The 24,301-nt window shown below is 65.0% G+C and carries 21 protein-coding genes, 3 pseudogenes and 1 riboswitch; of the genes and pseudogenes, 8 read left to right on the top strand and 16 right to left on the bottom strand.

The window, feature by feature from the left end; genetic code table 11:
* Positions 1-89 precede the first annotated feature (89 nt).
* The 8 genes and pseudogenes from glpK to AC2W7L_RS09165 all read right to left on the bottom strand — a co-directional run bounded on the left by glpK (position 90) and on the right by AC2W7L_RS09165 (position 9,833).
* Positions 90-1,621, bottom strand: a pseudogene (glpK, locus tag AC2W7L_RS09200) (glycerol kinase GlpK).
* 79 nt (positions 1,622-1,700) lie between these two features.
* On the bottom strand, positions 1,701-2,423 hold the full coding sequence (locus AC2W7L_RS09195) for an MIP/aquaporin family protein (protein ID WP_486004211.1): 723 nt from the start codon (positions 2,421-2,423) through the stop codon (positions 1,701-1,703).
* Positions 2,424-2,555: 132 nt separating this feature from the next.
* Positions 2,556-4,273 (bottom strand): annotated as a pseudogene (locus AC2W7L_RS09190) (glycerol-3-phosphate dehydrogenase/oxidase).
* A 203-nt stretch (positions 4,274-4,476) separates the two neighbouring features.
* A complete protein-coding gene (locus AC2W7L_RS09185) occupies positions 4,477-5,454 on the bottom strand; it encodes a Ppx/GppA phosphatase family protein (protein WP_167194483.1) in 978 nt (325 codons plus the stop codon).
* 9 nt (positions 5,455-5,463) lie between these two features.
* On the bottom strand, positions 5,464-6,291 hold the full coding sequence (locus tag AC2W7L_RS09180; protein WP_486004210.1) for an enoyl-CoA hydratase/isomerase family protein: 828 nt from the start codon (positions 6,289-6,291) through the stop codon (positions 5,464-5,466).
* Between the two features lie 22 nt (positions 6,292-6,313).
* Positions 6,314-7,435 (bottom strand): bifunctional 2-methylcitrate synthase/citrate synthase, encoded by a 1,122-nt coding sequence (locus AC2W7L_RS09175; protein WP_486004209.1) that lies wholly within the window; start codon positions 7,433-7,435, stop codon positions 6,314-6,316.
* The gene (gene prpB, locus AC2W7L_RS09170) at positions 7,432-8,337 is read right to left on the bottom strand and encodes a methylisocitrate lyase (protein WP_167194477.1); all 906 of its coding nucleotides are present in this window, start codon (positions 8,335-8,337) and stop codon (positions 7,432-7,434) included. Before prpB ends, AC2W7L_RS09175 begins: the two co-directional genes overlap by 4 nt.
* On the bottom strand, positions 8,337-9,833 hold the full coding sequence (locus tag AC2W7L_RS09165) for an MmgE/PrpD family protein (RefSeq protein WP_486004208.1): 1,497 nt from the start codon (positions 9,831-9,833) through the stop codon (positions 8,337-8,339). The genes prpB and AC2W7L_RS09165 overlap by 1 nt, the downstream gene beginning before the upstream one ends.
* A 197-nt stretch (positions 9,834-10,030) precedes the next feature.
* On the opposite strand from AC2W7L_RS09165, the gene AC2W7L_RS09160 reads away from it, so the two are divergent.
* Together AC2W7L_RS09160 and AC2W7L_RS09155 are read left to right on the top strand one after the other, a co-directional pair.
* Positions 10,031-10,570, top strand: coding sequence for a DUF4916 domain-containing protein (locus tag AC2W7L_RS09160; protein WP_486004207.1), 540 nt, complete (start codon positions 10,031-10,033; stop codon positions 10,568-10,570).
* 156 nt (positions 10,571-10,726) lie between these two features.
* On the top strand, positions 10,727-11,644 hold the full coding sequence (locus AC2W7L_RS09155) for a universal stress protein (RefSeq protein WP_486004206.1): 918 nt from the start codon (positions 10,727-10,729) through the stop codon (positions 11,642-11,644).
* Between the two features lie 18 nt (positions 11,645-11,662).
* On the opposite strand, the gene AC2W7L_RS09150 is transcribed toward AC2W7L_RS09155, so the two are convergent.
* Positions 11,663-13,663 (bottom strand): purple acid phosphatase family protein, encoded by a 2,001-nt coding sequence (locus AC2W7L_RS09150; protein ID WP_486004205.1) that lies wholly within the window; start codon positions 13,661-13,663, stop codon positions 11,663-11,665.
* Positions 13,664-13,809: 146 nt separating this feature from the next.
* A riboswitch (TPP riboswitch) is annotated at positions 13,810-13,918 on the top strand.
* A gap of 22 nt (positions 13,919-13,940) precedes the next feature.
* Here AC2W7L_RS09150 and AC2W7L_RS09145 point away from each other — a divergent pair.
* From AC2W7L_RS09145 to AC2W7L_RS09135, 3 genes are read left to right on the top strand one after another with little or no spacing between them, the layout of a single operon-like run.
* Positions 13,941-14,570 carry an ECF transporter S component gene (locus AC2W7L_RS09145; RefSeq protein ID WP_486004204.1) on the top strand — a complete coding sequence of 210 codons (630 nt, stop codon included), beginning with the start codon at positions 13,941-13,943 and terminating at the stop codon, positions 14,568-14,570.
* Positions 14,570-16,102, top strand: coding sequence for an ABC transporter ATP-binding protein (locus AC2W7L_RS09140; protein ID WP_486004203.1), 1,533 nt, complete (start codon positions 14,570-14,572; stop codon positions 16,100-16,102). The genes AC2W7L_RS09145 and AC2W7L_RS09140 overlap by 1 nt, the downstream gene beginning before the upstream one ends.
* Entirely contained in the window at positions 16,095-16,940 is an 846-nt protein-coding gene (locus AC2W7L_RS09135; RefSeq protein ID WP_486004202.1) for an energy-coupling factor transporter transmembrane component T family protein, read from the top strand. The genes AC2W7L_RS09140 and AC2W7L_RS09135 overlap by 8 nt, the downstream gene beginning before the upstream one ends.
* Before the next feature lie 30 nt (positions 16,941-16,970).
* Here the strand turns inward: AC2W7L_RS09135 and AC2W7L_RS09130 are convergent, their stop codons facing one another.
* The 7 genes and pseudogenes from AC2W7L_RS09130 to AC2W7L_RS09100 all read right to left on the bottom strand — a co-directional run.
* Positions 16,971-17,513, bottom strand: coding sequence for a hypothetical protein (locus tag AC2W7L_RS09130; protein WP_486004201.1), 543 nt, complete (start codon positions 17,511-17,513; stop codon positions 16,971-16,973).
* A 50-nt stretch (positions 17,514-17,563) separates the two neighbouring features.
* A complete protein-coding gene (locus AC2W7L_RS09125) occupies positions 17,564-17,884 on the bottom strand; it encodes a putative quinol monooxygenase (RefSeq protein ID WP_152348523.1) in 321 nt (106 codons plus the stop codon).
* Positions 17,885-17,960: 76 nt separating this feature from the next.
* The gene (locus tag AC2W7L_RS09120) at positions 17,961-18,248 is read right to left on the bottom strand and encodes a hypothetical protein (protein WP_486004200.1); all 288 of its coding nucleotides are present in this window, start codon (positions 18,246-18,248) and stop codon (positions 17,961-17,963) included.
* A gap of 1 nt (position 18,249) precedes the next feature.
* The gene (locus AC2W7L_RS09115; protein WP_486004199.1) at positions 18,250-18,711 is read right to left on the bottom strand and encodes a class I SAM-dependent methyltransferase; all 462 of its coding nucleotides are present in this window, start codon (positions 18,709-18,711) and stop codon (positions 18,250-18,252) included.
* 9 nt (positions 18,712-18,720) lie between these two features.
* Positions 18,721-19,323 (bottom strand): class I SAM-dependent methyltransferase, encoded by a 603-nt coding sequence (locus AC2W7L_RS09110; protein WP_486004198.1) that lies wholly within the window; start codon positions 19,321-19,323, stop codon positions 18,721-18,723.
* A 22-nt stretch (positions 19,324-19,345) separates the two neighbouring features.
* Positions 19,346-19,669, bottom strand: coding sequence for a type 2 periplasmic-binding domain-containing protein (locus tag AC2W7L_RS09105; protein ID WP_486004216.1), 324 nt, complete (start codon positions 19,667-19,669; stop codon positions 19,346-19,348).
* Positions 19,670-19,748: 79 nt separating this feature from the next.
* Positions 19,749-20,162 (bottom strand): annotated as a pseudogene (locus AC2W7L_RS09100) (LysR family transcriptional regulator); the annotation flags it as partial.
* A gap of 235 nt (positions 20,163-20,397) precedes the next feature.
* On the opposite strand from AC2W7L_RS09100, the gene AC2W7L_RS09095 reads away from it, so the two are divergent.
* The 3 genes from AC2W7L_RS09095 to map all read left to right on the top strand — a co-directional run bounded on the left by AC2W7L_RS09095 (position 20,398) and on the right by map (position 24,255).
* Positions 20,398-21,618 carry an NAD(P)/FAD-dependent oxidoreductase gene (locus AC2W7L_RS09095; RefSeq protein WP_486004197.1) on the top strand — a complete coding sequence of 407 codons (1,221 nt, stop codon included), beginning with the start codon at positions 20,398-20,400 and terminating at the stop codon, positions 21,616-21,618.
* Between the two features lie 103 nt (positions 21,619-21,721).
* Complete coding sequence (gene amaB, locus AC2W7L_RS09090) at positions 21,722-23,257, top strand: L-piperidine-6-carboxylate dehydrogenase (RefSeq protein ID WP_486004196.1); 1,536 nt, start codon at positions 21,722-21,724, stop codon at positions 23,255-23,257.
* Between the two features lie 230 nt (positions 23,258-23,487).
* A complete protein-coding gene (gene map, locus AC2W7L_RS09085) occupies positions 23,488-24,255 on the top strand; it encodes a type I methionyl aminopeptidase (protein WP_486004195.1) in 768 nt (255 codons plus the stop codon).
* Positions 24,256-24,301: the final 46 nt, after the last annotated feature.

Below are 24,301 nucleotides of genomic sequence, written 5' to 3'. Positions count from 1 at the left end.
GGCCACGCCTGCTTGACAGACAGTACGAGGATCCTGACCGGCGGCCCACGCAACCTCGCGCAATGGTGCTGGCACCGTCAGGTAGTAATTCAGCCGTAGAGGGTTTCGGTGTCCTCGTCGACCCATCCCTTGGAGCGTTCGACGGCCTTGTTCCAGAGGCGGTAGAGGCGGTCGACGGTCTCGTCGTCCATCGACGGATTCCAGCGCTTGTCCTCGCGCCAGTTCTTCCGCACGTCCTCCTCACCGTTCCAGAACTTCACGGCGATGCCCGCCGCGTACGCCGCACCCAGCGCCGTGGTCTCGATGACCTCGGGTCGGATGACGGGCACGCCGAGGAGGTCGGCCTGGAACTGCATGAGAGTCTCGTTCGCGACCATGCCTCCGTCGACCTTGAGCTCGGTCAGCTCGACACCGGAGTCGAGGTTCATCGAGTCGAGGACCTCGCGTGACTGGAAGGCCACGGATTCCAGGGCGGCACGGGCGATGTGGTTCTTGTTCACATACCGTGTCAGACCCACCATCACACCGCGGCATCGGACTCCCAGTGCGGGGCGAAGAGTCCGGAGAACGCGGGCACGATATAGCAGCCGCCGTTGTCGTCGACCTGCTTGGCCAGGGTCTCGACCTCGGGAGCGTCGTTGATGATGCCGAAGTTGTCGCGCAGCCACTGCACGAGCGAACCGGTCACGGCCACCGATCCTTCGAGTGCGTAGACGGCTTCGTCCTCGCCGATCTTGTACGCGACCGTGGTGAGCAGCCCGTTCTTGCTGGCCACCGGCTCATTGCCGGTGTTGATGAGCATGAAGTTGCCGGTGCCGTAGGTGTTCTTCGCCTGCCCCTTTTCGAAGCACGCCTGACCGAACGTCGCCGCCTGCTGATCGCCGAGGATGCCGCAGATCGGGGTGTCGATGATGAGCCCGTTCTTCGCCCCGTAGCCGTAGATCTCCGAGCAGGACCTGATCTCGGGCAGCATCTCGACGGGGATGCCCATATCGGCCGCGATATCGGGGTTCCAGTCGAGCGTGTCGATGTTCATCAGCATCGTCCGCGAGGCGTTCGTGACGTCGGTGACGTGGATTCCGCCGTTGACTCCGCCGGTGAGGTTCCAGATCACCCAGGTGTCCATGGTGCCGAAGAGCAGGTCCCCGGCCGCGGCGGCTTCCTTGACCCCGTCGACGTTGTCGAAGATCCACTTGGCCTTCGGTCCGGCGAAGTAGGTGGCCAGCGGCAGACCCACCCGGTCCTTGTATTTGTCCGGTCCATCGTCCCCGGCGAGTTCGTCGCAGACCTTCTGGGTTCGGGCATCCTGCCACACGATGGCGTTGTAGACGGGTTCGCCGGTGTTCTTGTTCCAGATCACGGTGGTCTCACGCTGGTTGGTGATGCCCACGCCTTCGAGCTGGTGGCGGTTGATGTTCGCCCGGGTGAGAGCCTGGCCGATCGCCTCGTTCGTGTTCTTGATGATCTCAACCGGGTCGTGCTCGACCCAGCCGGCGCGAGGGAAGATCTGCTCGTGCTCGAGCTGGCCGGACGACACGATCTGCCCGTCATAGTTGAAGACGATCGCCCGCGACGAGGTAGTGCCCTGGTCGATGGCGAGGATGAACTTTTCCTGACTCATTCTGACTCCTGTGTCGAAGTGGTTTGTCTGTGAGCTTGCTCAGTTGTCTGTGAGCGTGCTCGGTTGTCTGTGATCGTACTCAGACGAATGCCTGGGAGGCCAGGCCGGCGACGACGCCGCCGACCAGCGGTCCGGCGATCGGCACCCACGAGTAAGCCCAGTCGGAGCCGCCCTTGTTCGGGATCGGCAGCAGAGCGTGGACGATGCGCGGGCCGAGGTCACGTGCGGGGTTGATGGCGTAGCCGGTCGGTCCGCCCAAGGACGCACCGATGACGACGACGAGGAGGCCGACGGCCAATGGTCCGAGCTCGTGCGGGGTCTCGCCGAAGAGAAGGATGACGAACACGAGGACGAAGGTCGCGATGACCTCGGTGACGAAGTTCCACCCATAGGAGCGGATCTCCGGCCCGGTCGAGAAGGTGCCGAGGATGTTCCCGGCGTCCTTCTCCTCGTCGTAGTGCTTTTTGTACACGGCCCAGGCGAGGGCGGCTCCGAGCATCGCGCCGATCAGCTCGGCCGCCAGGTAGGCGATCGTATTGCCGAAGGTCACGGCGATGCCGGGAGCGTATTCTTCGGCCCCGCTGGCGAGGATGCCGAAGGTCACGGCCGGGTTGAGGTGTGCGCCGGTCTTGAAGGCGACGAAGACACCGGCGAAGACCGCGAGGCCCCAGCCGAAGGAGATCAGCAGCCAGCCGCCGCCGTTGCCTTTGGTCTTGCCGAGGACGACGTTGGCGACGACGCCGACGCCGAGCAGCATGAGCATCGCCGTACCGGCGATCTCGAAGAGGAAGATGGTGCCCATATCTCACAAACTCCTATTGTTTGTCTTTCCGGTGGGTGTTCCGGTCGATAGTCGGCCCGGAGGGTGCTCCGAGGTCGGTCGATATTCAGTTGTCGGTATTCCGTTGTGGTTCCGCACTTCGCTGTGCACGGTTCAGTGGAGAGTCTCCCCGACCAGGGCCGCCGCCGAGGCGTCGTCGTCGGTGGACTCGGCCGCGACCTGGGCGTCGACGTGGGTATGGAAGTCCTCGACCTCGGTCGACTGACGATCGGCGTCCCAGCCGAGGACCGGTGCGACGATGGCAGCGACCGCCTCGGCGGCGTTCTTCCCCCGGTCCGCGGCTTCGTAGTTCAGCCGCATCCGCCTCTCCAGGATGTCACTGAGGTGGACGGCCCCCTCCGCGGCGGCTGCGTAGTGGGCTTCGACGCGCAGGTAGCGTTCGGCGCCTTCCAGCGGCTGACCGAGTTCGGGATCCTCATCGACGAGGTCGAGAAGATCCTCGATGAGGGTGCCGTAGCGGCGGATGAGCCGTTTGACGCGGTCTTCGTCCCAGCCGTACTTCTCTGCGATCCCGGACTGGCCGCGCCGCAGCGCACCCACTCCCTGGGCACCGAGCAGCGGCACCGATTCGGTGAGTGACCGGCGGTCCTTCGCATCGTCGCCGAGGACGAAGTCGACGGCGTCTTCGGCCATCACTCGGTAGGTGGTGAACTTTCCTCCGGCGATCGCGGCCAGAGCCGGCTCGACCTCCATGACGGTGTGTTCGCGGGAGACCTTCGTCGAAGCCTGTCCCTCTTTGACGACCGGCTGGAGCAGCGGCCGCAGTCCGGAGTAGACGCCGATGACATCCTCGCGGGTGAGTTTGTCGGCGAGGATGGCGTTGGCGTGTTCGAGCAGGTAGTCGATGTCCTGCGAGGTCGCCACCGGGGCGTCGACGTCTTCGTTCCACGGGGTGTCGGTGGTGCCGATGACCCAATAGCCTTCCCAGGGGATGACGAAGAGGACGGATTTCTCCGTCTTCGAGATGATTCCGGTGTTCGGGTCGGCCTTGATCTTGTCTTCGGCCACGGTGATGTGCACGCCCTTGGAGGCGAGCACCTTGAGCCCGGCGTCGGCCTTCGCCAGATCCTGCTGCTCTTCGGTCCAGACGCCTCCGGCGAGGATGGTGCGGCGGGCGTGGATGTCGAATTCCTCACCGCTGATCTCGTCCCGGGCGTGCACGCCGGTGACCTGGTCGCCGTCGTGGAGGTAGCCGATGACGGAGACGTGGTTGGCGGCTGCGGCTCCGTAGCTCACAGCCGAACGGACCAGGGTCATGACGAAGCGGGCGTCGTCGACCTTCGCGTCGTAGTATTCGAGGGCTCCGACGGCGGCGTCATCGGCCAGGCCCGGGAAGTGTGAGCTCAGTGCCTTCTTGCCCAGGTGCCGGTGCATCGGCACGGCGCGTTTGCGGCCGGGCCGGTGGCCATCGTGTCGTAGAGCAACACTCCGGAGCCGATGAAGGCACGGTCGATGAGGCGGTGTTCGAAGGGGAAGACGAAGGCGACGGGTTCGACGAGGTGGGGCGCGGTGTGCTGGAGCAGCAGATCGCGTTCCTTCAGAGCCTCGGCGACGAGTTTGAAGTCGAGCATCTCGAGGTAGCGCAGTCCGCCGTGCATGAGCTTCGATGATCGAGAGGAGGTTCCCGAAGCCCAGTCCTTCGCGTCGACGACACCGACTTTGAGTCCGCGCGTAGCTGCGTCGAAGGCCGATCCTGCTCCCGTCACTCCCCCACCGACGACGAAGACGTCGAGCGGGTCGGCCGCGCTCGTCTTCTTCAGTGTCTCGAGTGCCTGGTCACGGAAGTTCGGGGACAGCTCACCATTTCGCATCGGCAGAAGCGCGCTTTCTTTCAGACGTTGTTGTCATTCACCATTGTCACCCCAGAGGTTGATGCCGAGGGCGCACTACGGCGAATAATCAAAAACTAGCAGGCTATTCTGAACGGCGATACCGACCAGTAGCGAAAGCCTGCTGAGATCGGCGGCCGAAGCGCGGCGTGACGGGCAGCCGTTGCGAGGTCCGTGAGGGCGGCTCAGTCGAGGGCGGAGACGGTCTCCACGCGCATCGCCGAGGACTGCTCGGCAGAGTCGAGGAGGTCGAGTTTGCGCATGATGATGCCTTCGCGCAGCGCCCATGGGGAGATGTTCATCACGCCGATATCGAAGATCGTGAAGGCCGCCTCGGCGACGATCGCTCCGGCCAGCACCTGACCGGCACGCGCCTCGGAGACGCCGGGCAGGGTCGCCCGCTCTTCGGGGGTACGGGATGCGAGGGTGTCGATGATGCCTTCGAGGTCGCGGCGGAAGAGCTTCCTGGGAGCATAGATTCCGTCGCCGCTCGGAGCGGCACCGGCGATGCGCGCCAGGGAGCGGAAGGTCTTCGACGAACCGACGACCTGGTCAGGCACTCCGACCCGATTGATGTCGCCGGCGATACGTCCGATCTGCGCCCGGGCATGCTTGCGCAGGCGGTGGATGTCTTCTGCGGCGGGCACCGGGTCCGGCAGGAAGTCCGAATAGGTGCGTCCGGCGCCGAGTGGGATCGAAACAGCTGCCTGCGGGTATTCGTCCTGACCGGCCGCGATCTCCAGTGAACCGCCGCCGATGTCGAGCAGCAGGATCTTCCCGGCCGACCATCCGAACCAACGGCGGGCGGCGAGGAAGGTCACGCGGGCTTCGTCGCGGCCCGACATGACGTTGAGGGTGACCCCGAGCTGAGCGTTGATCGATTCGATGAGACCGATCCCGTTCGGAGCTTCCCTGACCGCCGAAGTGGCGAATGCGAGGATCTGCTCCGCTCCCTGATCCTCGGCAATCTCGACGGCATCGGTGATGAAGGAACGCAGCCGTTCCTGCCCTTCGGCATCGATCGATCCGTCATCGCCTAAGTACTCCGCGAGTCGGAGCACCTCCTTGTGCGAGGTGGCCGGCAGGGGCGGTGCTCCGACGTGGGCGTCGACGACCAGGAGGTGGACGCTGTTGGAGCCGATATCGAGGACTGCTAGGCGCATTCGCTCAGTTTATCCTCTCCGTGGGACTCCGTGCCCACGGACTTCGGAACCGGCCTGCCAGGCAGTTTTGGTGAAGCCGAAGTCCGGCGGTTCCTTGGCGAAGAACGCTTCCTGACCGCGGGTGATCTCTGCCCGGTAGGCCTCATCGAGCCACCGAGGCGGCTGTGTGTCCTCGGCCAGCTCACCGTCGAGGATCGCTTTGGCTCCGACCTGGCTGAGTCGGGACAGTCCCACGATCCGCTCCCCCAGTGCCTGCGCGGCCTCCAACGGGTTGTCGGAGACTTCGTGGAAGAAGCCGAGTTCGGCCATCTTCTCGAACTTCACGATCGAGGCCGTGATCAGCAGATACCTCGCCCAGGCATCGCCGAGGATCTGAGCCAGGCGCTTCGTGGGGCCGGCCGGGTAGACGAGCCCGAGCTTGGCCGCGGTGACGCCGAAGATCGATCCCGGGGCGGCGATGCGGATATCGCAGGCCGCGGCGATCTCCGTTCCCCCGCCCACACAGTTGCCGGTGATTGCTGCGATCGTCGGGGTCCGCGAGTTCGCCAGGGCCGCCTCGGCGGTGGAGTTGAGTTCCCAGAAGTCGTCGAGCGGCACATTGAGGTCGGCGATGTCCGAACCGGCGGAGAAGTGCCCGCCGGCCCCGGTGATCACGAGCGCACCGATCGAATCGTCGGCGTCGACGTTCGCGATGATCTGCGGCAGCGCCCTCCACATGGGCCGGGAGATGGCATTGCGCTTTTCGGTCCGATCAATGACGAGGGTTCCGACTCCACCGGTGACGGCGAAGTCGAAACCCTCGAGATCGACCGGACGGTATGAACCGTCTGGTCTCATGTGTGTTCTGCCTTTCGAGAGGTCAGCCCCGGTTGTCGGGAACCTCGCGCTGGTCCTCACCGTTGTAGGCGCTGAGAGGACGGATGAGGGCGTTGTTCGCCTGCTGCTCGAAGATATGAGCGGTCCAACCGGTGATGCGGGCCATCACGAAGATCGGGGTGAACTGCTCGGTGTCGAAGCCCATGAGGTGGTAGGCCGGGCCCGACGGGTAGTCGAGGTTCGGGTAGATGCCCTTGCGCCCGACGAAGTCCTCTTCGAAGGTGTTGTACAGATCGAGCAGATCGTTCGCGCCCTTGGCCGCGACCATGTCCTCGAAGGCCTTGCGCATGGTGGGAACGCGCGAATCGCCGTTCTTGTACACGCGGTGGCCGAAGCCCATGATCTTCGCCTTCTTGGCCAGTGCCTCGTCGATCCAGGCCGAAGCCTTGTCGGCGGTGCCGACCTCTTCGAGCATCGCCATGACGGCTTCGTTCGCTCCGCCGTGCAGCGGGCCCTTGAGCGCACCGACGGCACCGGCGACTGCCGAATACAGGTCCGATGTGGTCGAGGTGATGACGCGACCGGTGAAGGTCGAGGCGTTGAACGAGTGCTCGGCGTAGAGGATCATCGACACATCGAAGCAGCGCACGACCTCCTCGGCGGGAACTTCGCCGAAGACCATCTTGAAGAAGTTCGCGGCGTAGCCGAGGTCCTTCGTCGGTGCGATGGGGTCGAGTCCGTGACGGCGACGGTGGTCGATGGCCACGATCGTCGGCAGCTGGGCGTAGAGACGCTCGGCCTTGGCCAGGTTCGCCTCGGCGCCCTCGGTGTCGGCCTCGGGGTCGACGGCGCCCAGGTAGGCCACGGCCGTCTGCACGACGTGCATCGGGTGGCAGTCCTTGGGCAGGTCGAGGATGAGCTGGACGAGCTTGTCATCGACGGCACGCTGAGCGCGCTCGCGCTCCTGGAATTCTGCCAGCTGCGCCTCGGTGGGCAGTTCGCCGTTCCAGATGAGGTAGGCGACGTCCTCGAAGCTGCGCTTGGCGGCGAGCTCCTGCACGGGGTAGCCGCGGTAGGTCAGCGAGTTGGTCTCCTGGACCACTTTGGACACTGCGGTGGTGTCGACGACGACACCGGCGAGGCCCTTCTTGATTTCTTCGGTCACTGGTGACCCTCCTGTGAGAAGTTGAAGACTGCGGAGTCAAAATCGTTGTACGCCGCATAGTCGATCGTGTCATACAGGTCCGCACGGGTCTGCATGCCCTCGAGCAGGTCCACCTGAGTGCCCTTGTCCCGAATGGTCTGCAGGCCCGATCTGATCGCACCCATGGCGATGCGCAGAGTCGTGACCGGGTAGATCACAAGTTTGACTCCGACATTCGCCAACTGTTCGGTGGTGAACAGTTCGCTCTTTCCGAATTCCGTCATGTTCGCCAGGATCGGCACATCGACGCTGGAGGCGAATTTCTCGAACTCTCCGAGATCGCGCATCGCCTCGGGGAAGATCATGTCAGCACCCGCATCGGCATAGGCCTTCGCCCGGTCGATGGCGGCGTCGAGACCTTCCCCGGCGCGCGAGTCCGTGCGGGCGCAGATGACGAAGTTCTCGTCCCGGCGCCCCTTGACGGCGGCCTTGATGCGCTTGGACATCTCGGCCGCGGTCACGACCTCCTTGCCGTCGAGGTGGCCGCAGCGCTTCGGATTGACCTGGTCCTCCAGGTGCATTCCGGAGATTCCGGCGTCCTCGAACTCCTGGACCGTGCGGGCCACATTCATGGCTTCGCCCCATCCGGTGTCGGCGTCGATGAAGGTCGGCAGGTTCGTGACTCGGGCGATGTTGCGTCCGTGGTCGGCCACCTCGGTGAGGGTGGTCAGCCCGATATCGGGCAGACCCATGGCCGCGGAGAACGCGCCTCCGGAGATGTAGACGCCTTCGAAGCCGGTCTGCTCGATGATCTGAGCGTTGATCGGGTTGATGGCGCCGGGGAACTGGACGATCTGATCACCGGCGAGCAGCTCGCGGAACTTGGCGCGGCGCTCGGCGGGGGTTGCCTGTGCGCCGAGCATCAGAAGATGCCCTTCGATCCGCTGTGCTCGAGCCCGTCGACGACGAAGCTGAGTTCGCCCACGCCCTTGGCGTCGAGGCTCTCGAGGTTCTCGGCGAGGTCGATGAAACGGGCCTGCTCCGAGTCGGAGACGATGCCCTCGGCCAGAGTCTTGAACTTCTCGATGTAGTTCGCACGGGCGAAGGGACGCGCTCCGAACGGGTGGGCGTCTGCGACGGCGATTTCGTCGGTCAGCGTCGAGCCGTCCTCGAATTCGATCTCCACGCGTCCGCCGAAGGCCTTCTCGTTCGGGTCGATCGAGTGGTAGCGGCGGGTCCACTCGGGATCCTCGGTGGTCTCGATCTTGTGCCACAGCTCGACGGTGTCGGGACGGCCGGCGCGCTCGGGAGCATACGAGCGCTCGTGGTGCCAGCCCTGGTCCTGCATGGCTACGGCAAAGATGTACATGATCGAATGGTCGAGGGTCTCACGGCTGGCCTGCGGATCCATCTTCTGCGGATCGTTCGCACCGGTGCCGATGACGTAGTGGGTGTGGTGCGAGGTGTGGATGACGACCCGCTTGATCTTCGACAGGTCCTCGATCTGTCCGCCGAGCTTGCGGGCGAGGTCGATGAGCGCCTGAGCCTGGTACTCGGCCGAGTGCTCCTTGGTGTAGGTGTCGAGGATCGCGCGCTTCGCTTCGCCCTTGCCCGGCAGCGGGATGGTGTAGCGGGCCTCGGGACCGGAGAGGATCCAAGCGATGAAGCCGTCCTCACCTTCGTAGATCGGGTTCGGAGCACCCTCGCCGCGCATCGCACGGTCGACGGACTCGACGGCCATCTTGCCGGCGAAGGCCGGAGCGTGGGCCTTCCAGGACGAGATCTCGCCCTTGCGCGACTGACGGGTCGCGGTGGTCACGTGCAGCGCCTGCTGCACGGCCTGGAAGGTGACCTCGGTGGGCAGGTGGAGCAGTGCGCCGATACCGGCGGCTGCCGATGGGCCGAGGTGGGCGACGTGGTCGATCTTGTGCTCGTGCAGGCACATTCCCTTGACGAGGTCGACCTGGATCTCGTAGCCGGTGGCGATGCCGTTGATGAGGTCCTTGCCGCCGATGCCCTTGTGCTGGGCGACTGCGAGCACAGCCGGGATGTTGTCACCGGGATGCGAGTACTCTGCGGCGAGGAAGGTGTCGTGGAAATCGAGTTCGCGCACGGCCACACCGTTGGCCCAAGCGGCCCATTCCGGGGAGAAGCGGTCGCTCACCGGCAGGCCGAAGATGTTGGCGCCGGGGTTGAACGGGTGGGTCTGGGCCTGCTCGCGAGCGTGGGTCGGAGCGGAGCGGCGCACCGAGGCTGCTGCCACGGCGGCGTTGTCGATGACGCGGTTGATGACCATCTCGGTGACGTCGGAGTCGACCGGAGTCGGATCGGATGCGACCTCGGCGATCTTCCAGGCGAGCTGATCTTCGCGAGCCAGGTTCTCTGAGCTCTTGTAGGTACGGACTTCATGATTGATCATGGTTACCCCTTCATACGTCCTTGACCGGTTCCGGTCAGAGAGTGCTGACACAACTGTAGGCCACGTCACTTCTCGTGATGATGAGCGGTCGGAAATTTATCTCGACATCAAGATACTTTACCCGATACGTGTCCCAGTTCATCAACAGGGCCTCCAGACTCTTCTGCAGAGAGGGATGGTTGTGGGAATATTGGGTCATGACTCGGACTGCCCTGGACTTCGACGAGAACTGGTTCGACGACGCGGAATACGCGCGCCTGCGCAGACGCATCCCGATTCCCTATGTCAACGCCATCCCCGTGCGGGTGGGCGAGACGGGCAATGTCGAGCGCATCGGCCTTCTGCTGCGCAGCCTCGAGGACGGAACTCTGGGGCGAGAGCTCGTCGGCGGGCGGATCCGCTTCCACGAGACCATCCGAACCGCACTGGTGCGTCACGCCGAGAACGACCTGGGCCCGATGGCGCTGCCGGTCATCCCGCCCGCGATCGCCCCGTTCCACATCGCCGAGTACTTCCCCACCGAAGGATCGTCGCTCCTCCACGACCCGCGCCAGCATGCGATCGCCATGTGCTTCATCATGGAGGTCCGCGGCGAATGCACTCCGCGAGCCGATGCGCTCAGCCTCGATTGGCTGACCCCCGAGGAGACCCTGCGTCCCGATATCGTGGGCGAGCTCTGCTACGGCCAGGACCACATTCTGCGCATTGCGCTGGCTCACCTGGGCTTCCGCGTCTGAGCCGCGGCGCGCCCAGGTGAGACGCAGCTTCTCGCCGCACGCTTTTTCTACATCTTGTAGAACAGTCTTGGTAGACTGAAGAGGACGCGGACGATACCGCCAGTCGGGGCCGTCGTCGGCGTCTGGGTTGGACAGGCCCCGATCGAGAGGTGCGAGATGTCTGCTCAAACCAGTTCGTCCGAATCCGGCCTGAATCTCGAACTCGGCGTCCTCGTCGGCTTCGACGGCTCCGAACTCGCCGCTCAAGCCGTCCGCTACGGCGCCATCGAGGCGAAACGTCGCAGGACCGTTCTCACCGTCGTCACCGCCTATGAGCTGCCGACGATGATCTACCCGAATATGGCCTCCATCCCCAGCGAACCCGAGGATGACAAGGCGAAGAAGGAAGCAGAGAAGACCCTCACCGAGGCGGTCGAACTCCTGCGCGACTACTCCGGTGAGAAGTCCTTCCGCACCGCGCCGGGAAACTCCGCCGGTGTGCTCGTCACGCTCAGTGCCGACGCCGAAGTCGTCATCGTCGGTGCTCGCGGACGCGGCGGATTCATGGGCCGCGTCCTCGGATCCGTGTCCACGGCTCTGCCGGCCCATGCGCACTGCCCGACGATCGTCGTTCCCGAACGATCGACCTCGGCGTCCGCGGACTCGGGCCCGGTGGTTGTTGCCGTCGACGGCTCTGACACCGGTCGGGTCGCGATGTTCACGGCGGCTGCCGAAGCCGGCACTCGCGGGGCTGAGCTCGAACTCGTCGTGGTGCTGCCGGCCGGTGAGGAATGGCTCTACTGGTACCCCGACCTCGAGCTCAGCTCCGAGGTCACCGCGCGTCGGCAGAAGCAGCTGACCGAAGGCCTGGAGAAGGAAGCTGCGACACTGTCCGAGCAGTTCCCGGATCTGACGGTGACCACCTCGGTACCGGTCGGCGATCCCACCGAAACCCTCGTCGAGATCAGCTCGCGCGCACAGCTGACCGTGATGGGCACCCGCGGGCGCGGATGGATCCGCAGCGCTCTGCTGGGATCCGTCTCGCGCGGGGTCCTCAACCACGCCGAGGGTCCGGTCATGGTGGTGCCGAGCTGATCAGCAGCGCCGGACTGATCAGCTGAGTCCGGCGCCGCGGCGGCGACGGCTGGCAATCAACAGAGCCGCACCGAGTGCCAGTGCTCCCGCGCCGGCGGCCAAGGGCAGTGCGAGCCCGCCGCCGGTGCGGGGCAGATCTCCGTCTCCACCCGCCGAGGTGGTCCCGGAGGAATCCGAATCATCGGCCGTTCCCGCGGCGTTCGCCGCGGTGCCTGAGTCGGATTCTGAGCCGGTCGAGCCGGCGCCGCCTTCGGAGTCGGCAGTTTCCGTGCCGCTCTCAGCGCTGTCCGCTTCGGCGCCCGCGGTTCCGGCGTCCGCGTCGTCTCCCGTTCCATCGGCATCCTGTCCGACGTCGGCACCTGCAGCATCAGCGTCAGCATCCGAGCCGGTCGCGCCTGTGCCTCCATCGGAGTCAGCCGTTTCAGCACCGTCCTCTGCTGCTGCAGCGTCGGCGCCCGCTCCTGCCTCAGCGTCGTCGCCGTCCGCGCCGGCATCGGCACCATCTGCGCCGGCTCCGCCGTCCGCGTCGGCACTGGCATCGTCACCCGGGTCGGGCTCCTCCGCCTCGGCGCGCCTGAGTTCGACATCGTCGATCTGCTCGGCGGCTGCCTGCGCCTGCCCACCGTCGGCCGGTGCACTGCCTACTGGCACCTCATAGGTCGTCGCCCGCAGCGCTTCGTCGCTGACCTGGACCCGGGTGAACGCGGGAACGTCGTTGTGGACGCTCTTGCCTTCCCAATCGAGGCCGGGAACGTAGTCATAGAACTTCGACCCCGACGACGAGGTCAGCGTGAGGTAGAGCGTCTGTCCGTCTTCCTTCTCTTCCTCGGCTCCCGCTTCGGAGCCCTCGACGGGCTTGCCTTCACCATCCATGAGGAAGGTGCGGTTATAGATGTGGTCGTGGCCGGAGACGACGAGGTCGATGTCATTGCGAGCAGCGACCGGCGGGATCGCCTTCCGCAGCCGCTTCACGTCGAGGTCGTTCCAATGAGTCGCGGTCGAATAGATCGAGTGGTGAAATCCGAGCACCGTCCAACGTGCTTGGTCTCCGTGCTCGGCGACGACCTCGTCGATGAACTCGGCGTGGGCATCCATATCCGAGCTGTTGGAGTTGATGTTGAGGAACAGGACGCCTTCCTCGATGAACCAGTAGTCGCCTCCGGAGGTGATGACGCCACCGCCGCCGTGGTCCTGGCTGACATTGGGCCGGTTGAAGTGCTGTTCGTAGGCCTTCGATGACACATCGTGGTTGCCGATCGTCGTCGCCTGCGGGATCGTCCGAGTCGCCTCCGGCGCCAGGTACTGGGCGTACTGTTCCTGGTTGCCCGCGGAGTTGACCTGGTCTCCCAGCGAGTAGAAGAAGCTCGGGTCGTCGGCGGTGGCCGCTGCCGAACTCAGTGTCCGGTCCCAACCGGCGGCGTCGTCGGGGTCTCCGCCACCGGCGCCGACCTGCGGGTCACCGAAGACGAGGAATTCGTCGTCACCTCCGACGTCTCCCGTGGTGAACTGCTGCACCTCGGTGAATCCGTCCTCTTCGCTGCCGACCTGGTAGGCGTATTCGGTGTCGGGCTCGAGGCCGGTCATGATCGCATGGTTGAAGTGACGTTTGAGATCGGTGGCCAGCCCGGAGTCCGTGGTCTCGGCTGTTTCGGCGTCAGCAGGCAGCTCACCGCCCTCGAGCTCACTGGCCGGCGCCCAACGGACTTCTCCCCCGCCGGAGCTCTCACTCATCCACGAGAGGTTGCGGGCCATGGAATCGGCCCCGACCTGCAGCACGGGATCGGTGATCGCCTCGCTTCCCGCATCCGCCTCGGCGGGCGATTCCGTTCGGTTCTGCCCCGGGCCTTGGCTTGGGGTCTGGCTCGGATCCTGACTGGGGCTCTGGCTCGCGGTCGAGCCGGGCCCGCCTGAACCGAGCGATGGTTCGGCCCGAACGGGCACCGGCGCTGCCACCATGGCAGCGAGCAGAGTGGCGGCGGACAGGGCACTGAGCGGTCGCTTGAGTCGTTGAGTGTTCACCCGCATATTCCTACTGATCAGTAGTGTCCGGTCGTTCGAAGCCCGTCGACGAACGAGGGAACGGCAAGTGAATACTCGATAACCGATCCCGGCCCCCGCTTCGCTTCCGATCCCGGTCGCTGCCGCGCTCCCCTGTTGTACAGTGGTGGCTACGACAGGGGAGCGCCGTCAGGGGCGCTGAGAGTGCAGAAGAAGCTGCAGACCCTCGAACCTGATGCGGTCAGCACCGCCGAAGGAAGTCGAGACTCTTCACCCCTCCTTGAAAAGAGGAGGCACAATGCCGAATACCGCCGTACCGAAAACCACCGCCACCCCTTCACACGCCTTCACCGCGGCGCCGAAATCCAAACAGTGGCGAGTGGTCGACTATGTCACCACCGCCGTCCTCGGCATCGCCGTGGGACTCGTGTTCTGGGTGCTGGCGCTGAGCTGGAAGGTCCTCGAACTCGCTTTCCAGGCCTTCCCGCCGTCGATCGGCCTCATCGCCGGGCTCTGGGTCCTTGCCGGCCCGCTGGCCGGGGCGATCATCCGCAAACCCGGTGCTGCGTTGCTGTGCGAACTCATCGCCGCCATCGTCGAGGCCGTCCTCGGCTCTCACTTCGGAGCGACAGTTCTGCTCTCGGGACTGCTGCAGGGCCTCGGTGCCGAACTCGTCTTCGCCGCCTTCGGCTACAAGCGCTTCACCCTGTGGGTCACCGCGGCCTCGGGGATGCTGGCCGCGGCGTTCATGGCCGTGAGCGAGAACATCATGTACAACGCCGAATGGCAGTTCGGCTTCCAGGCGATCTACGCGGTCTGCGCGATCGTCTCCGGTCTCGTCATCTCCGGAATCGGCGCTTGGTTCGCCTACCGCGCGATCGCAGCCACCGGAGCGCTGGGCTCCTTCGCCTCCGGCCGCCTGCGCTGATGGCACTGCCGATCACTGCTTCCGGCTTCTCGTGGACTCACGCCGACCGTGATCAGCCTGCGGTCGGTCCGCTCAATCTACAGATCGCCGCCGGTGAGAAAGTGCTGCTGCTCGGCGCCTCCGGAGCCGGCAAATCGACAATCCTTCACGCTGTCGCAGGCGTCCTGCCCGAGGAATCAGGTGAGGCCACCGGTGAACTCCTCGTCGGCGGCGAGAAACCGGATCCTCGCCGAGGCAGCACCGGGCTGGTCCTCCAAGATCCCGATTCGCAGGTGATCTTCTCCCGCATCGGTGATGATGTGGCGTTCGGGATGGAGAACCTCGGATTCCCGGCCGAGACAATCGAGGCCCAGACGCTGAAGTCCCTGCGAGCGCTGGGACTCGATCTGCCTCCGGACCGTCCGAGTGCGGCTTTGTCCGGCGGGCAGAAGCAGCGGCTGGCTCTGGCCGGGATCCATGCGATGGCTCCCGAGGTCATCGTCCTCGACGAACCGACCGCCAATATCGATCCCGCCTCGGCGACCGAGGTCCGCGACGCCGTGCTCACCGTGCAGGCCGAGACCGCGGCGACCATGCTCGTCGTCGAACACCGGGTGGAGCTGTGGATCGATCACATCGACCGCGTCATCGTCCTCGGCCGCGAGGGCATCGTCGTCCAAGGTCCGCCCGATCAGATCTTCACCGATCCGGAGCTGACCGACGTGCTCATCGACTGCGGCATTTGGATGCCGCAGGACTCCCCCACCCCGCGCCGAGGCGGAACCGACGGAATCGGCAGGACGTCCGGTCGCCTCGGCGAGGTTCTGCTGCGCACCGATCGGCTCAGCGTTGCTCGGCCTCGCATGACCACCCCCGCAGCGGCCGGTATGGAGCTGAGCCTGCGTGCCGGTCAGGCACTCGGAATCGTCGGCGCGAACGGGACCGGAAAGTCGACCACGGCCCTGACCTTGGCAGGTCTGCTGCCCGAATTCTCCGGGCAGGTCCTCGCCGAGGCGGCCCTGCGGGAAGGCGCTAAACGGGCCCGTCCGTTCGCCTGGACGTCGAAGCAGTTGGCCGCGCGCATCGGCATCGTATTCCAGGAACCGGCACACCAGTTCCTCACCTCGAGCGTGGCGTCCGAACTCGAGCTGGGTCCCCGCCTGGCAGGGTGGTCTGCCGCCGATTCGCAGGCACGAGTGGATGAACTTCTCGAGGGCCTCGGTCTCACCGGGTTGGCGCACGCTCATCCGCAGAGTCTCTCCGGTGGAGAGAAGCGACGTCTGTCGGTGGCGGCGATGTTGGCTCCCCGGCCAAAGGTGCTCATCGTCGATGAACCCACCTTCGGTCAGGATGCGCTGACCTGGGCGGGGCTGGTGGAGATGTTCCTCGATGCCCTAGAGCACGGCTCTGCTGTGGTCGCGGTCAGCCATGATCACGCATTCCTCGTGGCCATCGGGGCCGATCTCCTCGAACTCGGTGACAGCAATAGTGCAGAACGAGGGTCTGGCAACGAGTCGGCTTCTTCGGTCAGGGCCGGTGATCCCGGTGAGTGAGAGTCTCGATCAGCGCACTCGCCCCTCCCCCGAGGTTGCCGTTGAAGATCCGGGGCAACTCATCCCCGTGGTGCATTCCACCGCATTGGGTCGGTGCAATCCGCTGACGAAGATCGCAGTCGCGCTGATCCTCATGGTCGGTGCCCTGTTGAGCATCGATCTGGTCTCTGCCGGTGTGGTGCTGTTGGCGGCATTGCTGGCTCTGCCGGCGACTGGCCTCGATCTCGGGGCGGCAGCCAAGCGGCTGTGGTTCTTGCCCGCCGCTGCTCTGCTCGCTGCCTGGGGCACTGCACTGTTGGCGGAGAAGTCCGGAGATGTGGTCGTCGACTTCGGTCCGATCCTGTTCACTACGGGGTCGTTGGCGGCTGCCGCAGCGATCTTCGTGCGCGCCCTGGCGTTGGCGATCCCGCTCATCGTGCTCGCCTCGACGATCGATCCGCGTGACCTCGCCGATGCGCTCATCCAGCATCTGCGTCTGCCCGAGGTCGTTGTGGTCTCGGTTCTCGCGGCCTCGCGTCTGCTCGGGCTGTTGGTCAGCGAATGGCAGGTGCTGGCGATGGCCAGGCGGGCCAGAGGCGTCGCCGGCGGTTCGCTGCTGCGGCGCACGGGCAGCCTCTTCAGCGGGGTGTTCGTTCTGCTCGTGGTCTCGATTCGCCGGGCAACGACCTTGGCGATGGCGATGGAAGGTCGGGCTTTCGGACGGCCGGGACGCACGTGGCGCCGGCGGTCGAATTTTGCGACCCGAGATGCCGTGGCGGTGGTGATCAGCCTGGCAGTCTGCGGGGTCGCGATCGGAGCGGCTCATGTACTCGGAGTCTGGAACCCGATCATCGGCTGAGACCGCATCGGCCGAGACGAGACGGAATCGTCAGAGCTGCTTGAGGAAGTCCTTGCCGAAGGCCCGCCATTCCTCGAGCGCCTCGGGGCTGGGCAGCTTCGATGTGGTGAGGACGAAGAGCGTCTTGTCTTCGCTCTTCGTCTCGGCGGCGGCTTCGACCTTGATGCCGCCGTCAAGATTCGCTCGCCAGAACGAACGTTTCGCCGTCTCCGAAGTGCGGGGATCACCATCGAGGGCCACCTCGTTGAGGGTATCGCCGACCAAGGAGGCGAACTGTTCGATGAGTTCGGAACGATTGCCGGGGATGGTGCGTGACACGGCGACGTCGAAGGTGCCATCGGCACGTTGACCGGGCACGCGCCGGCCGATCTCCTGCTCATAGGCGACGACGGCGCCTTGGACCCACCAGCCGTGGTTGTCGACTCTGCCGTCGAACTGAGGATAGAGAGCGTCGGCGAGTTCTTTATGACTCGCCGACGCTCCCCCGGCTGCTTCTAGACGAGCACGGGTGTCGGCCCATGGTTCGCCGAGTGCCTTTTCGATCGATGCGATGTTCTGCGCTTTGGTCGCCATGGCAGAAGTCTATTCGCCCGATCGGCCCCGTTTGAAGGCTCGGAAGGCGATCAGTCGATCTTGAGTTCGCCCATCTCGTCCCAGCCTTCGCCGTCGATCTTGCGGGAGATGATCTTCGGGGTCGAGACCAGATGCGGGCGCATGGCTTCGAGGCCGGCAGCGAAGTGATCGCTGGTGACGTGCGGTTCGGCACCCTCGTCGGTGAACGCTTCGACGAGGACGAACTCGTTCGGGTTCTCCAGACTCTTCGACCATTCGAAGAAGAGGTTGCCGGGTTCGGCACGGGTCGCCTCGGTGAAGGCACGCACTGCCTCGGGGAACTTCTCGACGCTTTCGGGTTTGACATCATACTTCACAACGATGAAGATCATGGTTTTACTCCTTCAGCTCATCGACTCTCTGGTCGATCCCAGCTTAGTTCGCGCACCCGCCCGAATCGACCGGTGATCAGTCGAATCCTTTGCTCGCTTCCACAATGATCAAGCGTTCTTCCGCCGACCCAGAGAAAGGAGTCCGGCTCCATTCGCTCCACATATTCTCTATCCGCAACCCTGCTGAGTAAAGATCACGCCGCAGGGTTTCGGCAGACCGGAAGCGCAGTCGCAGAGTAGTTTCAATGGTTCGCTCCGCGTCGATGAACTCGTGAGTGCTCTTCAGCGTGACAGTTCCATCGGTGTCTGGCCCGGTAACAGATTCGGACTCACGCAACTTGCCGACCGAAGTCTCGCGCACCACGTTAGGTCCGCCCCAAGCTGTCCACGCTTCTGCTTGCGGGTTGCGGGTTGCGGGTCTCAAAGACGAGCCGCCCGCCGGGCTTCAGACCTTGAGCGATGTCGAGCAGAGTTGTCTCCCATGCTTCGCCGACGATGTGCATAGCGACGTTTCCGCTCATGATGATCAGATCATCGGCGTCGCGGTCAAGGAGTTCAGAGGTGCCCAATCGCCATTCGACCTGGTCTCCCCCGGGTCGTGATGCTGCACGCGACAACATCGTAGCGGCCGGGTCGATGCCGACAATCCGGCGTCCCTTTTTCGCCAGGGGGTCAGTCAGAATTCCTGTACCGCATCCGAGGTCAGTGATGGATGAGGCCGTAAGTTCATCGGCGATCGCACGAATGTAATCGTGGTCGGGTCCGTCGCCGTTGTCCTCGTCATTGATGTCTGCGAGAAGATCGTCGTCGTAGCCGGCATCATCCACGCCTGCGGCTCACAGCCTTTCGGCGATGAGGACGATGAAGTCGCTGTCGGCGTCGAAGGGGCGCAGCTCCCAGGTGGAGAACTTCTGATCGACGAACATCCCCGTGGCCTTGACGTCTTCGATGAAATCGTCGAAGTCGTAACCGCGCCCTGCACCGAAACCGGCTACAAATCGGCCGCCGTGCTTGAGCGTCGACTTGATGTTGCCCAAGGTCTGCCGACGGGAGGCAGGATCGAGGAAGGACAGGACGTTTCCGGCGCAGAAGGCCACGTCGATCTCATCGATCCCGGCACCGGCGAAATCGAAGTCGGCGAGGTCGCCGGTGTGCCATTCACCGCTGGGAAAGTCCTCCTCGGCAACGGAGATGAGGAACTCGTCGAGGTCGACACCGAAGACGGTGTGCCCCTCGTCGATGAGCAGTCCGCCGGCCCGTCCGGTTCCGCAGCCGGCATCGAGGATGCGCGAACCCCGCGGAGCCATGGCGTTGACGAACCGGGCCTCGCCGCCGATGTCATGCCCCGCGGCCACGAGATCACGCCACCGCTGCGCGTAGTTCGCCGAATGGTCAGGGTTGGCCCTGCGTACCTTGTTCCACTGATGGTCGAAGCTCATGCCCTCATCCTAGGCCGGAACCTCATGCGAAGACCTCGGTGACCACCTCGGCGACGGCGCGGACCGGATCGCTGGGGTCCGGAGAGGTCAACACGATGATCTCTCGTCCGCCCGCCTCGGCGACAGGATGGAGGTCGACGTCGGGCCCGCCCAACGACATCATGATCGGGGTCGCCAAGGTCAGGCCGAGCCCGGTTCCGGCGAGCGCCAACGCGACCGCGGTGTCCGTGACGATATGGGTCTCCTTCGCATTGATTCCCAGCGCCGAGGTGGCCAACCGCATCGCACGGCCGAAGAGCTCCTCGGCCGGTGGGAGGATCCAATCGGCCTCGGCCAGCTCGGGCATCGCCGGGTCGGGACGTCCCGCGGGCGACGATGCCGAAGTCCTCGTCCGCCACGGCCTCCCAGCGAAGCCCGCGCATCGGCGGCAACGGCGCGGCCGGATAGTTGATTCCGATCCCCAAATCGATGACGCCGTCGATGACGGCAGACGACATGGTCTCGACGTTGATCTCGCGCGCCCGGACTTCGATATGCGGATGGCGCTCGGCCAGTTTTCGCACGACCTTCGGCAGTGCCGTCGTCGACGCCGATCCGAAGACGCCGAGGGTGACGATCGCTTCGCTGCGGAAATCCCGGCCGAGCATCGCCATCTCCGCCTGCTGCTGTGCGGCGAGGATGTTCCGGGCCCTGGGCAGCAGAGTGCGCCCGGCTTCGGCGAGGACGAGCCCGCGACCGCGCCGCGTGAACAGATCGGAATCGACGACCTTGCGCAGTGCGGCCATGTGCTGGGATACGGCACCGACGCTGTAGCCGAGATGGTCCGCCGCACGCGTCATCGATCCGAGTTCAGCCACAGCGACGAATGTGCGCAGCTGTCCGAGCGTCCATGTCATGGCAGCGCTCCCCTCTTTTTAGACTTCCTGAACACAGTGTTCACAAACTCTCCCTTGTCCTTAAGTGTGATGGCAACCACAATGAAGTCAAGACACAAACGCCGACATCGTCGTCGGCACTCTCCGCTGTCGGGGCGACCAATGACGGTCGCCCCGGCAGCAGACAGCGAGGTGAACCGTGGAAACCCCAACCGCATCGACCACCGCCCCTGCCACCGACGGGGTCCCCGACACGACCGGAGCCCTGCCCACCAAGGCCTCCGTCGTCATCATCGGCGCCGGCGTCATGGGTGCAGCCATCGCCTACCACCTGGCCGAACGCGGAGCCCGCGACATCGTCATCGTCGAACGCGACACCCCCGGAGCCGGTTCGACATCGAAGGCCGCCGGAGGGGTGCGCTGCCAGTTCTCCGACGAAGTCAACATCGCCTTGGCCGCCCGCGGCCTCGAGGTGCTGCGGAACTTCGAGGCCGAATTCGGCGTCGACATCGATCTCGTCAGCAACGGCTACCTGTTCCTCCTCGACTCCGAGGAGTGTGCCCAGACCTTCACCGAGAATGTGGCTCTCCAACAGAGGATGGGCCTGGATTCGCGGATGCTCACCGTCGCCGAGGTGGCCGAACTGGCCCCATTCGTCAACACCGACGGGCTGGTGGCAGGGGCCTTCAACCCCGGCGACGGTCACTGCACCCCCGAAGCCGTCGTCGCAGGCTTCGTCACCGCCGCCCGCGAACGCGGAGTCACTGTGGTCAAGCAATGTGAGGTCACCGGATTCGACACGAACGGCGGTACGGATCGCAGGGTCACCTCGGTGATCACGAATCGGGGCACGATCAGCTGCGAACAGGTCGTCGTCGCGGCAGGTGCGTGGTCCGGACCCATCGGGGACATGGCCGGGGTCGACCTGCCCGTGAAGCCGCTGCGGCGGGAGATCATGGTCTCCGAACCCGTCGATTTCGACACCTCGGCGATGCCCTTCACGATCGACTTCTCCACCAGCTACTACGTCCACCCGGAAGGGGCCGGGCTGCTGTTCGGCTGCCCCGATGAAGACGACGACTGGTCCTTCAACGACAAACGCGACCCGAACTGGCTGGCCACCCTGGCCGAGCACATCGAAGCCCGCACCCCTGACCTCGGCGATGTCGAAGCGAAACACGGGTGGGCAGGACTCTATGAGATGACGCCCGACCACAATGCGCTCATCGGAGAGGCCGAGGAGCTCCCGGGATTCTTCTACGCCTGCGGGTTCTCCGGTCACGGCTTCCTCATGGGCCCGGCCGTCGGCGAAGTCGTCGCCGACCTCATGACCGGTCGCACCCCCTTCGTCGACGTGACTCCCATGGACAAACGACGCTTCACCACCACCGGGCTGCGTAAGGAGCTCAACGTGATCTGAGTCCTCGCACACCTTCTCCTCCCAACCGACCTCCCCAACACCCACCCATCACGACCGACCGGCCAAACAGCCGATCGACACAGCAGACGACGAAAGGACAGCAATGACCGCACTGCCCACCGATCAGACCATCACCGACCTCCTCACCTCAGGACTGAGCGCCTGCGGAGTGGACGCCTCCGTGCTTGAGGGGTCGGCCGCCTCGGCGAGCCTTCCGGCCCGCTCCCCCATCACGGGACAGGACCTCGGCACGATCGCCGCGGACACCGCGCAGACGGCGAGCGACAAGATCGCCGCGGCCCAAACCGCGTTCGAGACCTGGCGGGACGTGCCCGCTCCCGTCCGCGGCCAGCTGGTGCAACAGTGGGGGCAGCTGCTCGGCGAGCACAAGGAGGACCTGGCGAAGATCATCACCGTCGAAGCCGGCAAGACTCCCTCCGAGGCGGCCGGTGAGGTGCAGGAGATGATCGATATCTGCGAATTCGCGCTCGGTCAGTCTCGGCAGCTGTGGGGCAAGACAATGCCCAGCGAACGCCCGGGTCACCGGCTCATGGAGACGTGGCACCCCCTCGGCGTCGTCGGAGTCATCTCCGCATTCAACTTCCCCGTGGCCGTGTACTCCTGGAATACCGCGCTGGCCCTGGTGGCCGGTGATGCGGTCGCGTGGAAGCCGTCGGAGAACGCCGTGCTCGCAGCCCTGGGGGCACAGTCACTGCTGGCTCGGGCCGCTGCCGAGGTGGGGGCACCGGAGAACCTCGCGCCCGTCCTCATCGGCGGTCGGGACATCGGCGATGCCATGGTCCGCGATGAGCGCGTCGCCTTGGTCTCGGCGACGGGATCGGTGCGGATGGGACGCGAGGTCGGGCCGGTCGTGGCTGAGCGCTTCGGCAAGATCCTGCTCGAACTCGGCGGCAACAATGCCGCCATCGTCGCCCCGAGCGCCGACATCGATCTCGCGCTGCGCGGAGTGGTCTTCGCGGCTGCCGGCACTGCCGGACAGAGGTGCACGACCCTGCGACGACTCATCGTGCACGAATCCATCGCCGATGAGTTCGTCGACAAGGTCGTCGCTGCGTACAAGACGTTGAGCATAGGCTCGCCGACCGACGACGGGGTGCTCGTGGGGCCTCTCATCAATTCGGCATCGTTCGATGCGATGCAGTCGGCTCTCAAGCAAGCTGAGGCAGAGGGCGGCAAGGTCCTGTGCGGAGGCGGTCGGGTGCTCGCCGATGAACGGCCGAACGCTCATTACGTCGAACCGGCAGTGGTGCGGATGCCCGCTCAGAGCGCTGTGGTCAAGGAAGAGACGTTCGCCCCGATCCTCTACGTCGTCACGTATTCGGATCTCGATGAGGCATTGGAGATCCACAACGATGTGCCGCAGGGGCTGTCCTCGGCGATCTTCACCGCCGAACTCGCGGAGTCCGAGAAGTTCCTGTCCCGTTCCGACTGCGGAATCGCCAACGTCAACATCGGCACCTCGGGTGCTGAGATCGGCGGCGCCTTCGGTGGTGAGAAGGAGACCGGCGGCGGCCGGGAGTCCGGTTCGGATTCGTGGAAGGCCTATATGCGTCCGGCCACGAACACGATCAACTACTCCGGCGAGCTGCCGCTGGCGCAGGGAGTCGAGTTCCTCTGAGGCCCCGGCCACAACTTGCATCGATCAAGGGCTCGCTCGGATCACACGTCGTAGACGAGGCGATTTTCGAGCGAGCCCTTGATCGAGCGGGTCAGGTAGGTGGCCCCGCCTGGCTGTCTCCTTGCCCACAGATCCGGGGGCGACCGCGACTTCGGGACCACCGAGGACTAAAATCGAGTCTGGACCGGTGAACGCTGTTGAAACCCTGCCCCTCATTGAAGGAGACCCCTGTGATTGAGCTGAAGACGCCCGCCGAGATCGACAAGATGGCGGTGACCGGCCGTTTCGTCGCGAAGACCTTGGCCGAGCTGACCTCGATCGCAGAACCGGGCATGGACATCATGCACCTGGAGAAGACCGCGCGGAAGATGATCGAGGATGCCGGAGCGAAGTCCTGCTACTGGGACTACGCCCCCTCCTTCGGCTCCGGCCCGTTCCGGAACGTCATCTGCCTGTCCGTCAACGACGGCGTCCTCCACGGCAAACCGCACAATTACGTGATGAAGGACGGCGACCTGCTCACCCTCGACTTCGCCGTCTCCATCGACGGCTGGGTCGCCGACGCCGCCCGTTCCGTCGTCGTCGGCGACGGCAGCGATGAGGACCAGCGCCTCATCGACACCACCTGGGCCGGCCTCGAAGCCGGAATCGGTGCCGCCCAAGCCGGCAACCGCCTCGGCGATATCTCGAAGGCCATCGGTGACGTCGCCGATGCCCACCGCATCCCCGTCAACCTCGACTTCGGCGGGCACGGCCTCGGCCACACGATGCATGAAGATCCGCACGTGCCCAACCGCGGCAAGGGCGGTCGCGGACTGGTCCTCAAACCAGGACTGACCCTGGCCATCGAACCGTGGTGGTCGTTCACGTCGAAGAAGCTGTCCGTCGACAAGGACGGCTGGACCCTGCGTCTGGCCGACGGTTCGAATGGTGCCCATTCGGAGAACACGATCGCCATCACCGAGGATGGTCCCCGAATCCTCACCACGCTCGACTGACCGAGCTGCCGCACTCTGCCGGCAGGGGCGTCCGACGAACTCATAG

It is taken from the genome of Brevibacterium sp. LAARM3_SD1, assembly GCF_057364765.1.
This window is presented reverse-complemented; position numbering and strand designations above follow the sequence as displayed.

Bases quoted from the DNA above. Each gene is read 5' to 3' on its own strand.
- AC2W7L_RS09195 (WP_486004211.1), bottom strand. From the start codon at position 2,423: ATGGGCACCATCTTCCTCTTCGAGATCGCCGGTACGGCGATGCTCATG.
- AC2W7L_RS09130 (WP_486004201.1), bottom strand. From the start codon at position 17,513: ATGGCGACCAAAGCGCAGAACATCGCATCGATCGAAAAGGCACTCGGC.
- amaB (WP_486004196.1), top strand. From the start codon at position 21,722: ATGACCGCACTGCCCACCGATCAGACCATCACCGACCTCCTCACCTCA.
- AC2W7L_RS09110 (WP_486004198.1), bottom strand. From the start codon at position 19,323: ATGAGCTTCGACCATCAGTGGAACAAGGTACGCAGGGCCAACCCTGAC.
- AC2W7L_RS09145 (WP_486004204.1), top strand. From the start codon at position 13,941: ATGCCGAATACCGCCGTACCGAAAACCACCGCCACCCCTTCACACGCC.
- AC2W7L_RS09180 (WP_486004210.1), bottom strand. From the start codon at position 6,291: ATGAGACCAGACGGTTCATACCGTCCGGTCGATCTCGAGGGTTTCGAC.
- AC2W7L_RS09105 (WP_486004216.1), bottom strand. From the start codon at position 19,669: ATGCCCGAGCTGGCCGAGGCCGATTGGATCCTCCCACCGGCCGAGGAG.
- AC2W7L_RS09125 (WP_152348523.1), bottom strand. From the start codon at position 17,884: ATGATCTTCATCGTTGTGAAGTATGATGTCAAACCCGAAAGCGTCGAG.
- AC2W7L_RS09160 (WP_486004207.1), top strand. From the start codon at position 10,031: ATGACTCGGACTGCCCTGGACTTCGACGAGAACTGGTTCGACGACGCG.
- AC2W7L_RS09140 (WP_486004203.1), top strand. From the start codon at position 14,570: ATGGCACTGCCGATCACTGCTTCCGGCTTCTCGTGGACTCACGCCGAC.
- AC2W7L_RS09165 (WP_486004208.1), bottom strand. From the start codon at position 9,833: ATGATCAATCATGAAGTCCGTACCTACAAGAGCTCAGAGAACCTGGCT.
- AC2W7L_RS09185 (WP_167194483.1), bottom strand. From the start codon at position 5,454: ATGCGCCTAGCAGTCCTCGATATCGGCTCCAACAGCGTCCACCTCCTG.
- AC2W7L_RS09155 (WP_486004206.1), top strand. From the start codon at position 10,727: ATGTCTGCTCAAACCAGTTCGTCCGAATCCGGCCTGAATCTCGAACTC.
- prpB (WP_167194477.1), bottom strand. From the start codon at position 8,337: ATGCTCGGCGCACAGGCAACCCCCGCCGAGCGCCGCGCCAAGTTCCGC.